Raw genomic sequence first — 11,254 nt, 5'->3', positions numbered from 1 at the left:
GGGAAGTTGCTCCGGACCAGAGTCAGTGGTGTCCGTTGGGTTACGAAAAACGGCGATGTCTGTTCCGGGTCAGGAAACCGCCGCGGTGAGGCTCCCGTGCGCGACGGAGGCGATGTGATCGCGCAGCCGCTCCACGTACAGCCGCAGGTTCTTCGCCGCCACGTCCGTGTCCGGGTACCGGCCGGCCAGCCACAGCCCCTCGTGCAGCCGGTTCACCCACACGCACACCTGGTCGCCGTACGACACCCGGATCAGCCCGTGCGCCCGCTGCTCGGCCCAGTGCTCGGCGCCCGGGATGGTGCGGGCGTCGCAGTAGGAGACGATCGAGTACAGGTCCGGTGAGGTCGGCCGGAAGTCCGCGCCGAGCAGGCTCAGCACCCGGGCCAGCGGCATCCGGGACAGCGGCCGGCTGGCGCGCAGCTCGTCGCGCACGGCCCGCAGGGTGCCCCGGAACTCCGTCGCACGGCCGACCGGGACCTCGATCGGGGCGCCGCCGACGTACCAGCCCACCGAGTCGCTCCACCGCGACTTCACCCGGGTGTGGAACGGCACGACCGTCCGGTACACGGGCGCTCCGCCCAGCTCGTGCACGATCAGTCCGGTCGCGGCCAGCAGCCCGACCTGGCTGCCGCCGTAGGGCCGGCAGTACGCCTCGAACGCCGCCGCCTCGGCCGCGTCCGCCAGCGGCTCGCACAGCATCCGCTGGCGCGGCAGCGGGCCGCCCGGCTCCAGGCCCAGATCGACGGGGAAGCCGGGCAGCGTCCCGTCGCAGCGCCGGATGAACGCGCGCCAGCGGTCGATGATCGCGTGCCGGGCGTCGATGCCGTCCGCGTCCGCCCGCTCGATCTGGCAGAAGTCGACGTAACTGGCGACCGGGTCACCGGAGTCGGGCGTGGCACCGGTCAGCCCCGCCGTGTACAGCTCGTGCACCTCGGCGGGGATGCGCTGCAGGGAGTAGGCGTCGACGTTGCTGTGGTCGAAGGCCATGTACACGCTGACATCGTCGGGCCGTACGACCGCCGTGTAGATGAGGTTGGGCCAGCGCAGCGCGTCCGCGACGGAGTCGAAGCGGCCCTGGAGATGGCGCACGAGCGGCTCGCAGTCCGGGAAGTCCCCGGCGTCCTCCCGGTGCAGCGACACGTCGGCGGCGTCGAGCGTGAACCGGCGCAGCTCGTCACCGGCGTCTCCGGCCCAGCGGAAGCCGCTGCGCAGCGTCTCGTGCCGTACCGTCCAGGCCCGCAGCGCCTCCTGGAGCACGTCGAGGTCGACCGCGCCCGGGATGTCGAAGGCGGTGCCCAGCCAGGTCGGCACGAACAGCCCGTCCTCCCGGACGCGCTTGGCGGTCCGGATGTGCGACTCCTGGATGTAGGCGGGGGGCCTCGTGTCCTCCGGGACCGCCGTCGCCGCCGCGACCGTCGCCGGGCTCAGCGTCCACTCGACGAGCCGTCCCGGCCGGACCTCGCAGCGCTGGATGTCAGTGATTCGCACGCGTCTCCCATCGCAGAAGGGGGCCCCTGGTTGCGGGCCCCCTTCCAGGCAATGCCGAGGGGAGGCGCGGGGACATGCGCGGCCGGTTCATTTCAGCGGATCGGGTGGTGGGGCGAACGCGGGGTTGATTAACCGAGGGTGACCGAGGGGTCAGTCACCGATGTCCTCGTGCCACAGGTCCGGGTTGTCCCTGACGAAGGCGCGCATCAGCGCGACGCACTCCGCCTCCTCCAGCAGCAGGATCTCCACACCGTGCGCGGCGAGCCAGTCGTGGCCGCCGTGGAAGGTGGTGGCCTCGCCGATCACCACCCGGGAGATGCCGAACTGGCGGACCAGGCCGGAGCAGTACCAGCAGGGGGAGAGGGTGGTGACCATGGTCGTGCCGCGGTACGTGCGCTGCCGTCCCGCCGCCCGGAAGGCCGCCGTCTCGGCGTGTGTCGAGGGGTCGTCGTCCTGGACGCGGCGGTTGTGGCCACGGCCGAGCAGGGTGCCGTCGGGCCCGTAGAGGGCCCCCCGACGGGGATCCCGCCCTCGGCGAGCCCGGCGCGGGCCTCGGCGAGGGCGGTGGCGAGCCAGGCGCGGGCCTGTTCCTGTTCCATACGGTCACTGTTCCCCGCCGAAGGCGCCGTGGTCGGCGTTCACGCCGGCTGCGCGCCGACCGACCGCCAGATCCGGTCCGGCAGGACCAGCGCGGCCTCGTCCAGGTCCACGTCCCCGGTGCCGGACAGCCAGCGGCGGGCGACCGCGGTCACCGGCCCGAGGACCAGCGACTCGATCAGCGGCCCGGACAGCGGAGCGATCTCGCCGGCGTCCACGTACCGCTGCGCCCACTGGGCCAGCGGCGACAGGCGGGCCTCCTGCGCGTCCCGCAGCCGCTGCCCGTCGGCCATGCCCTGACGGTCGGCGTAGGCCGAGTGCAGGAGCCGGGCGGCGGCCGGGTGCTCCTGGACGAAGTCGAAGTAGGCGCCGACCAGGGCCCGGATGCCCGTGTGGGCGGTACGGGTCCCCTCCAGAGCCTTGACCAGCTCGCCCAGCAGCCGCTCCAGCCAGCGCATGACCAGGGCGTTCAACAGCCCGTCGAGGCTGCCGAAGTGGTGGTAGAGGCTGCCGAGGCTCACCCCGCTCGCCTTCGTGACGGCACCCACGGTCAGCCCTTGGTCGCCCTCCTGCGCGTATACGCGCAGGGCAGCGTCCAGGACGGTCTCGACGGTCGCTTCACCGCGTTGTTGTTTCCGGCTCATACTGGAATAGTTTTCTAGAAAGAAATTTTAGAACAGTGCTCTGCTGCACCACACTCGTGGTGCCCATCCTCACACCCGGGAGCCGCCCATGTCGTCACCCCAGCCGTCGCAGCCGCCCCAGCCGTCCCAGCCGCCGAAGCAGGGCGCCGCCTGTCTGGGCGTGCTCGGGGTCGTCGCCCTCGTCGTGATCCTGCTGGTGGTGATCAACCACAGCGGCGGCGGGGGCGGCTCGTCCGACGACGCCGGTTCGTCGCCGTCGCCGTACACGCCGACGAGCGCGCCGTACACGCCGAGCGGCGATCCCCACACCGGCGACCCGTACACGCCGAGCAGCGACCCCTACGCCAGCGGCGACCCGTACAGCAGCCCGAGCCCCGAGCCCAGCCCGTACACCTCGGGCACCTGCCTCAACGGCACCCTGCCGGACTCCACCACCGCGCAGTCCGTCAGCGGCGTGGAGGAGGTCTCGTGCTCCGCGTCCGACGCGCACTACCAGGTCATCGAGACCATCCCGCTGACCACGGACCTGAGCCGCTGCAACGACAACTCCCGGACGCAGTACGCCTTCTCGTACCGCTACACGTGGAACGGCGCGACGATCAACTCCTACGTCTACTGCCTGGTGGGCCTCGGGTCGTACGCGCGCTGACCGTAGGTTGCCGGAAGTCGACTGATCCACAGGGGGAAAGAGTTGAACGGGGAACAGGTCGGAGTCGAGCCGCTGGAGGACGCGGATCCACGGCGGATCGGGTCGATCCCGCTGGTCGGACGCCTCGGGGCCGGTGGCATGGGACGGGTCTACCTCGGTGTGCACGACGGGAAGTACGCAGCCGTCAAACAGGTCCTGCCGTCGGTCGTCGGCGAGGACAAGGACTTCGTCCGGCGCTTCGGACACGAGCTGGACAACCTCTCCCGGCTGCCCGAAGGTGCCGCCACACCGCTGCTCGCCGGGGACCGGGACGCGATGCCGCCGTGGTTCGCCACCGCGTACGTGCCCGGGCTGACCCTGCGCGAGGCGGTCGACGCGCACGGCGGCCCGCTGCCGGCCGCGTCGCTGTGGCTGCTGCTGCACCGCGCGGCGGCCGGACTCTCGGCGGTGCACGCGCTGGACATGGTGCACCGGGACGTCAAGCCGTCCAACGTGATGCTGACCCTCGACGGCGTCACCCTCATCGACTTCGGCGTCGCCCGCGCCGCCGAGCAGAGCCAGCTGACCCGGACCGGCATGGTGGTCGGCACCCCCGCCTACATGTCGCCCGAACAGGCCTCCGGAGCCCGGCGGTTGACCGGCGCCGTGGACGTCTTCGCCCTCGGCTCGGTGGTGGCGTACGCGGGGTCCGGCCGCCCGCCGTTCGGCGACGAGTCCGGACACGCGGTGCTGTACCGCATCGTGCACGAGCGGCCCGATCTGGACGAACTGCGCGCCCTGGACGCAGAGTTGGCGTCGGTCGTCGCGTCCTGCCTGGACAAGGACCCCGAGGGCCGGCCCAGCGCGGCCGAACTCCTCGACCTGACCGCCGCCCACGTCCCCGCCGGCACCCCGCCGTGGCCGGCCGCCGTCACCGAACACCTGAGGAGGCGAGCCGAGTTCGCGGCGGACGTACCGGAGGCGGGGGACGTGGCCGAGGCGGCGGACGCACCCGAGCCGACCGTGGCCGGGAAGGAGCCCGAGGTCGTCATACGGCCGGACGTGCCGCGGCGGCCGGAGCGGCCGGAGCGGGAGCGGCGGCGCAGGCGGGTCGTCCTGGCCGTCGTGCCGGTCGTCGTCTGCGCCGGTGCGGCGACCCTGGCCTTCCAGCTGGTTCCGTTCGCCACGGACGCGCAGGGGAAGGGCGCTGCGGGAAGGTCCGGCGCCTCCGTCTCCGCGTCGGCCGATCCCGGCCCCGGCGGCTCCTCGGCGAGTTCCTCCGGATCGTCCGCACCGTCCGGGAAGGGCTCGTCCTCGGCCTCGTCCTCGTCCTCGTCCTCCCCGGCGAACGGGGAGAAGAAGGGCGTCGCGGGCGGCGGCGGTGACGCGAAGAAGGACCAGGGCGGTCACCAGGGGACGGACGGTTCGGCCGGAGGATCCGGAGCCGGGAGTGGCGGGAGTGGTGGGAACAGCGGGAGCGGCGGGAGTGGCGCAGGCAACTCCGGTTCCGGCAACGGCAGTTCGGGAGGCTCCGGCAGTTCGGGAGGCTCCGGCAGTTCCGGCGGCTCGGGCGGCTCGTCCGGCGGGAGCGGCAGTGGCGGCTCGGGGTCCTTCCGCCTGCAGAACGGCGAGAACGACAAGTGCCTGATCCAGGTCTACGGCTCCACAGGCCTCGGTTCCTGCTCGGACTCGACCGCCCGCTGGACCTTCCGCAGCGCCTCCGGCGGCAGCGTCAAGGTCGTCAACGCCTCGACCGGCGCCTGCCTGAGCTCCAACGGCAACGGCCAGGCCGTCTTCGTCGGCGACTGCTCGCAGGGCGGCGCCAATCTGCGGTGGACGACGGGCTCGGGCAACTCCCTGCGCACCGTCTACGACGGCGGCTGCCTCGACCTCGCCTTCGGTGGCGGCGTGGCCGAGGCGACCTGCCAGTCGGGCACGTCCTCGCAGAACTGGGCGAGGACGTGAGCCCGTCTCCGTAGCGGGGGCCAAGCGGGGTCGGCGAAGTCCGCTGCGGTTCGACCGCGCCCCGAAGGGGGGCGGTCGAACCGCGCGACCAGCCACGACGGCGCCGCAGACGAACGACGGCCCCTCGCGGTACTTCCAGCGGAGCGCTTAGCCGCTGATCATGCCGATGATCGCCCGCACCGCCTCGGCGACCGGCTGGCCGACCGCGCCGACGGTGCTCGCGATCCCGGCGATCGCCATCAGCGCGCCGCGCCGCTGCTGCGCGGGCACGTCGGCGTCGGGGCTGAGGGCGGGCAGCGAGTCGTCCAGCAGCTGGGCGTCGGGCGCCGCCACCCGGGAGCGCAACTCGCCGACCAGCCGGTTCAGTTCGGCGAGGGCCGCGGCCAGCGCCGGATCCTGCTGCCCGGCGCCGGCGGCCGCGTAGTTCCTGACGATGCCCGTGTTGCCCTGGCCGCCGTGCATGTTCACGTTGTCGCCGTAGTAGTAGTTGCTCGTCATCCGCTGATCCCCACGTTTCCGCTGCCGCCGTACATGTTGACGTTGTCGCCGAAGTAGTAGTTCTTCGGCGAGAAGTGCAGGCTCTCCACCGTCACCTTGAACTCGGTGTCCGGATGGTCGATGGCGTACGAGATCTGGCCGACGACCTGGTCCAGGTACTGCGGGGTCCGGCTGGTCACGAGCGCGGTGGACGCGCCCGAGGTCTCCACCGCGAGGACGTGGTGGTCGGAGGCCAGCAGGACCGAGAACAGATCGGTGATGAAGTAGATCTCGGCGGCGAAGGCCGCGATCCATATGAACGTGACGTAGCCGTTCGCGCCGGAGCTGTCCCCGCCGCCGGCCCCCGCGAACAGTCCGGGCAGCATCGCGAGGAACCCGACGATCAGCATGATGCCCGTGTTCCGCAGGAAGCGCAGTACCGCCTCCTTGCGCTTGGGGCGCATCACGAAGGTGTAGACGCGGGCGATGTTGTGCAGCGGGTACACCGCCGCGCCGATCCACAGGATCCGCTTGCTGACCCGCAGCTCGACGCTGACGGCGGCCGGCTGTGCGGGCGGTGCGGCCACGTCCGGCATGTACGGCGCAGCGGCGGGCGGAGCGGACGGGGCGGGTGGTGGTGGAGTGGTGGGCGCGGGCGGTGGATCCTGAGCCGGTTGCATGTCTGTGTGTCCCCCAGAGGCCGAGCGAATCGCCGATATCTCAGTAACGACCATTAACCACAGGTCAGTTGGGGGAGGGCAAGTCGTTTGGGGCGGTCACTCGCCGCCGGGGTCCTCCTTCTTCCCGAGAGACCTGAGGAACTCGGGGTTGTCGTCGGGGGCGACCCAGCGCGCGGCGGTGTCGCGATGCCCCGCGGCGGAGGGGGCGGCGGCCGCACCGACCGTCGTCCGCCGCACCCGGCCGGTGATCAGCCAGGCGACCGGGCCCACCAGCACCTCGCCGAAGAGCAGGATGATGATCACCCACACCACCTTCGGCAGATGCCGCACGTCTTCCTCGGGCGTGTTCAGACAGTCCACGAAGGCGTAGATCCACAGAGCCAGGACCAGCAGGAACGGCAGATACCTGAGCATGGCGTGCGATCCCCCCACGAGTGCGATACGGCCCCGGTGACCGGGCCAGAGTAGCGGGTGGCCGATACTGGGACGCATGGCTTACGACGATCTTCGCTCCCTGCTGCGCGCGCTGGAGCGCGAGGGGGACCTCAAGCGCATCAAGGCCGAGGTCGACCCGTACCTGGAAGTCGGGGAGATCGTCGACCGGGTGCAGAAGTCCGGTGGCCCGGCGCTGCTCTTCGAGAACGTGAAGGGCTCGGCGATGCCCCTCGCGATGAACGTCTTCGGCACCGACCGCCGCCTGCTGAAGGCGCTGGGCCTGAAGTCGTACGGCGAGATCTCCGAGCGGATCGGCGGCCTGCTGCGCCCCGAGCTGCCGCACGGTTTCGTCGGCGTTCGCGAGGCCTTCGGCAAGCTCGGCGCGATGGCCCACGTACCGCCGAAGAAGATCAAGGAAGCCCCGGTGCAGGAGGTCGTGCTGCACGGTGACGAGGTCGACCTCGACCGGCTCCCGGCGCTGTTCACCTGGCCCGACGACGGCGGCTCCTTCTTCAACTTGGGGCTGACCCACACCAAGGACCCCGAGACGGGCATCCGGAACCTGGGCCTGTACCGCCTCCAGCGCCACGACAAGCGCACGATCGGGATGCACTGGCAGATCCACAAGGACAGCCGGAACCACTACCAGGTCGCGGCGCGAAAGGGTGACCGGCTGCCGGTCGCCATCGCCTTCGGCTGCCCGCCCGCCGTGACGTACGCCTCCACCGCCCCGCTCCCCGGTGACATCGACGAGTACCTGTTCGCCGGGTTCATCGCGGGCCGGCGGATCGAGATGGTGGACTGCAAGACGGTCCCGCTGCAGGTGCCCGCGAACGCCGAGGTCGTGCTGGAGGGCTGGCTGGAGCCGGGCGAGATGCTGCCCGAGGGGCCCTTCGGCGACCACACCGGCTTCTACACGCCGCAGGAGCCGTTCCCGGCGCTGACGATCGACTGCGTGACGATGCGCAGGCGCCCGCTGCTCCAGTCGATCGTGGTCGGCCGCCCGCCCACGGAGGACGGTCCGCTCGGCCGCGCCACGGAGCGCTTCTTCCTCCCGCTCCTCAAGATCATCGTTCCGGACATCGTGGACTACCACCTGCCCGAGGCGGGCGGCTTCCACAACTGCGCGATCGTCTCGATCGACAAGAAGTACCCGAAGCACGCGCAGAAGGTTATGCACGCGATCTGGGGGGCGCACATGATGTCCCTGACCAAGCTGATCGTGGTCGTGGACGCCGACTGCGACGTCCACGATCTGCACGAGGTCGCCTGGCGGGCCCTCGGCAACACGGACTACGCCCGCGACCTCACGGTCGTGGAAGGCCCCGTCGATCACCTCGACCACGCTTCCTACCAGCAGTTCTGGGGCGGCAAGGCGGGGATCGACGCCACGAAGAAGTGGCCGGAGGAGGGCTACACCCGGGACGGCGGCTGGCCGGACATGGTCCTGTCGGACCCGGAGACGGCGGCGAAGGTCGACCGCCGCTGGAAGGAGTACGGCCTGTGACCACCGCCGCTATCCAGCCGCCGGGACGCACGAAGGCCTTCCTGCGCCTGGTGATGATCGAGCACTCGGTCTTCGCGCTGCCCTTCGCCTACATCGCCTCGCTGACCGCGATGTACGAATGGGACAGGAACATCCACTGGGGCCGGCTGCTGCTGGTCACGATCTGCATGGTCGGCCTGCGCACGTTCGCGATGGCGGTCAACCGGATCATCGACCGCGAGATCGACGCCCGTAACCCGCGCACCGCCCACCGCGAACTCGTGACGGGCACGATGTCGGTGCGGCACGCCTGGACGGGCGCTCTGATCGCGCTGGTGGTCTTCCTCGGCGCGGCGGCCCTGCTGAACCCCCTGTGCCTGGCCCTGGCGCCGGTGGCCGTCATCCCGATGGTGGTCTACCCGTACGGCAAACGGTTCACGAACTTCCCGCAGGCGATCCTGGGCCTCGCCCAGGCGATGGGCCCGGTCGGCGGCTGGCTCGCGATCTCCGGCTCCTGGTCCTGGGAGGCGATGATCCTCGGCCTCGCCGTGGGCATCTGGATCGGCGGGTTCGACCTGATCTACGCCTGCCAGGACGTCGAGACCGACCGCGAGATCGGCGTCATGTCGGTCCCGGCCCGCTTCGGCATCCCGGCCGCGATCTGGGGCGCGCGGGTGTGCCACACGCTGACGACGGCCCTGTTCGTCTGGTACGGCCTGGCCACGCACGCCGGTGCCTTCTTCTGGCTCGGCCTGCTGATCGTCGCGGGCGCCTTCGTCTACGAGCACCGCATCGTCCGCCCCCACGACCTGTCCCGCCTCAACAGGGCCTTCTTCTCGGTCAACGGCTTCATCGGCATTGCCCTGTTCGTGTGCGCTCTGCTCGACCTCCTGGTTCGGGGGCTGAGCGCCTGAGGCGCGGCGCGCCACCCGGCCTGAGCTGTTCCCGACCCACCGGTACGCTCAAGGTGTGAACGCAGGAGAAAAGCAGCGCGCGCCTTGGATCGTGGGGGTGTCCGGAGCTTCCGGAACGCCGTATGCGGCTGCCGTGCTGCGGGCGCTGCTGGAGGCGGGGCAGGCGGTGGACCTGGTGGTCAGCCGGGCCTCGCGGCTGACGCTGCTGGACGAGACGGGGATCTCGTTCCGGGACGCCCACTGGCAGGACGACCTGCGGGAATGGCTGGGCCGGGGGGCGGACGGCAAGCCCGGGACCTTCGACGTGGACGTCAGCGGGGTGCGGTACTGGAGCGCGGGGGACCTCGCGGCCGGGCCGTCCTCGGGGTCGTACCCGGCGAAGGGGATGCTCATCGTGCCCGCGTCCACGGCCTGTGTGGCGGGTGTCGCGCTCGGGCTGTCCAAGGACCTGCTCCAGCGCGCGGCGAGCGTCACCCTCAAGGAACGCCGGACACTGGTCGTGGCCGTACGGGAGACCCCCCTGAACGGCCGGACCCTGCGCCACCTCGTCGCGCTGGACGACGCCGGTGCCCAGGTGGTGCCGACCTCGCCCGCCTTCTACGCGGGCGCCACCCACATCCAGGACCTGGTGGACTTCGTCGCCGGGCGGGTGCTGGACGCGGCGGGCGTCGAGCACGGCCTGTACCGGCGCTGGAAGGGCGAACTGGGCGGCGGATCCGCCGGTTAGCCGGCCAGGCGCGGTACCCACGGGGCACAGCACCACCTCTCAGCACTACCTCTCATCAACTCGGAACTCTTCACCGGAAGGCTTCGATCGCATGGACGCGGTGGACAGGCAGCTCATCCAGGCTCTGCGGGAGAACGGCCGGGCCTCGTACGCGGAGCTGGGGCGCCTCGTCGGGCTGTCGGGACCCAGCGTCACCGACCGCATCAACCGGCTGGAGGCGGCCGGCGTCATCACCGGCTACCGCGCGACGGTGAACGCGGCCCAGCTCGGCCTCGGTGTCACCGCGCTGATCGGCATCTCGCTCTCCGACGCCGCCGACCACGAGGACGTGGCCCAGCGGGTGCGGGACCTGCCGGAGATCGAGGACTGCTGGTTCATCGCCGGAGACGACTCGTTCATGCTCAAGGTGCGGGCGGCCGACGTCGACGGCCTGGAGCGGATCATCCGGCGGCTCAGCGGGACCAAGGGCGTCTCCCGCACCCGTACCACCATCGTGCTCTCCACCAAGTGGGAGAACCGGGTCGGAGAGCTGCCCGAAGAGGTGTGAACCGCAGGGCGTACGGTGGGGTCGGGTTTCGTAGAAAGGTGTTGGCATGGACGTCGGGCTCAAGCGCGAGCTGGAGGAGAAGGTCCGCTCCGGTGAGCGGCTGACCCGCGAGGACGGCATCGCGCTGTACGAGTCGGACGACCTGGCCTGGCTGGGCGGTCTGGCGCACGAGGTGCGGACCCGCAAGAACGGTGACGTCGTCCACTTCAACGTCAACCGGCACCTCAACATGACCAATGTGTGCACGGCCTCGTGCGCGTACTGCTCGTTCCAGCGCAAGCCGGGCGAGAAGGACGCGTACACGATGCGCATCGAGGAGGCCGTCCGGCTCGCGAAGGCGATGGAGAGCGAGAACCTCACGGAACTCCACATCGTCAACGGCCTCCACCCCAATCTGCCGTGGCGCTACTACCCGCGCTCCCTGCGCGAGCTGAAGGCCGCCCTCCCGCATGTGTCGCTGAAGGCGTTCACGGCGACGGAGATCCACCACTTCGAGACGATCTCCGGTCTCTCGGCTTCCGAGATCCTCGACGAGCTGATCGACGCCGGCCTGGAGTCCCTGACCGGCGGGGGCGCGGAGATCTTCGACTGGGAGGTCCGCCAGCACATCGTGGACCACCGCACCCACTGGGAGGACTGGTCCCGCATCCACCGGCTGGCGCACGA

Annotated in this window: 12 protein-coding genes and 1 pseudogene; 7 read left to right on the top strand and 6 right to left on the bottom strand. The window is 70.9% G+C overall.

The window, feature by feature from the left end; translation table 11 throughout:
• Positions 1-69: 69 nt before the first annotated feature.
• The 3 genes and pseudogenes from ACZ4MF_RS33560 to ACZ4MF_RS33550 form a co-directional block, all read right to left on the bottom strand.
• Complete coding sequence (locus ACZ4MF_RS33560; RefSeq protein ID WP_467496036.1) at positions 70-1,488, bottom strand: condensation domain-containing protein; 1,419 nt, start codon at positions 1,486-1,488, stop codon at positions 70-72.
• A gap of 150 nt (positions 1,489-1,638) precedes the next feature.
• A pseudogene (locus ACZ4MF_RS33555) lies at positions 1,639-2,087 on the bottom strand (nucleoside deaminase).
• Between the two features lie 39 nt (positions 2,088-2,126).
• Positions 2,127-2,729: a TetR/AcrR family transcriptional regulator gene (locus ACZ4MF_RS33550; RefSeq protein WP_467496034.1), complete on the bottom strand. Its 603-nt coding sequence runs from the start codon at positions 2,727-2,729 to the stop codon at positions 2,127-2,129.
• An 88-nt stretch (positions 2,730-2,817) separates the two neighbouring features.
• On the opposite strand from ACZ4MF_RS33550, the gene ACZ4MF_RS33545 reads away from it, so the two are divergent.
• Together ACZ4MF_RS33545 and ACZ4MF_RS33540 are read left to right on the top strand one after the other, a co-directional pair.
• The gene (locus ACZ4MF_RS33545) at positions 2,818-3,378 is read left to right on the top strand and encodes an LppU/SCO3897 family protein (protein ID WP_467496032.1); all 561 of its coding nucleotides are present in this window, start codon (positions 2,818-2,820) and stop codon (positions 3,376-3,378) included.
• Between the two features lie 42 nt (positions 3,379-3,420).
• Positions 3,421-5,322 (top strand): serine/threonine-protein kinase, encoded by a 1,902-nt coding sequence (locus ACZ4MF_RS33540; RefSeq protein ID WP_467496031.1) that lies wholly within the window; start codon positions 3,421-3,423, stop codon positions 5,320-5,322.
• 147 nt (positions 5,323-5,469) lie between these two features.
• Here the strand turns inward: ACZ4MF_RS33540 and ACZ4MF_RS33535 are convergent, their stop codons facing one another.
• From ACZ4MF_RS33535 to ACZ4MF_RS33525, 3 genes are all read right to left on the bottom strand, one after another.
• Positions 5,470-5,820: a hypothetical protein gene (locus ACZ4MF_RS33535; RefSeq protein WP_467496029.1), complete on the bottom strand. Its 351-nt coding sequence runs from the start codon at positions 5,818-5,820 to the stop codon at positions 5,470-5,472.
• A complete protein-coding gene (locus ACZ4MF_RS33530) occupies positions 5,817-6,479 on the bottom strand; it encodes a DUF6232 family protein (RefSeq protein ID WP_467496027.1) in 663 nt (220 codons plus the stop codon). Before ACZ4MF_RS33530 ends, ACZ4MF_RS33535 begins: the two co-directional genes overlap by 4 nt.
• A 96-nt stretch (positions 6,480-6,575) precedes the next feature.
• Positions 6,576-6,893, bottom strand: coding sequence for a PLD nuclease N-terminal domain-containing protein (locus ACZ4MF_RS33525; protein ID WP_467496026.1), 318 nt, complete (start codon positions 6,891-6,893; stop codon positions 6,576-6,578).
• 76 nt (positions 6,894-6,969) lie between these two features.
• Between ACZ4MF_RS33525 and ACZ4MF_RS33520 the strand changes: the two genes are divergently transcribed.
• The 5 genes from ACZ4MF_RS33520 to ACZ4MF_RS33500 all read left to right on the top strand — a co-directional run.
• Entirely contained in the window at positions 6,970-8,421 is a 1,452-nt protein-coding gene (locus tag ACZ4MF_RS33520) for a menaquinone biosynthesis decarboxylase (protein WP_467496024.1), read from the top strand.
• Positions 8,418-9,314: a menaquinone biosynthesis prenyltransferase MqnP gene (gene mqnP / locus ACZ4MF_RS33515; protein ID WP_467496022.1), complete on the top strand. Its 897-nt coding sequence runs from the start codon at positions 8,418-8,420 to the stop codon at positions 9,312-9,314. The genes ACZ4MF_RS33520 and mqnP overlap by 4 nt, the downstream gene beginning before the upstream one ends.
• A gap of 55 nt (positions 9,315-9,369) precedes the next feature.
• Positions 9,370-10,041 carry a UbiX family flavin prenyltransferase gene (locus ACZ4MF_RS33510; protein ID WP_467496020.1) on the top strand — a complete coding sequence of 224 codons (672 nt, stop codon included), beginning with the start codon at positions 9,370-9,372 and terminating at the stop codon, positions 10,039-10,041.
• A 91-nt stretch (positions 10,042-10,132) separates the two neighbouring features.
• The gene (locus ACZ4MF_RS33505; protein ID WP_071375597.1) at positions 10,133-10,588 is read left to right on the top strand and encodes an Lrp/AsnC family transcriptional regulator; all 456 of its coding nucleotides are present in this window, start codon (positions 10,133-10,135) and stop codon (positions 10,586-10,588) included.
• A gap of 46 nt (positions 10,589-10,634) precedes the next feature.
• Positions 10,635-11,254 (top strand): radical SAM protein (locus ACZ4MF_RS33500; protein ID WP_467496017.1); only part of this gene is annotated, 620 nt, incomplete at its 3' end.

Source organism: Streptomyces sp. NPDC025793 (assembly GCF_055558375.1).
This window is presented reverse-complemented; position numbering and strand designations above follow the sequence as displayed.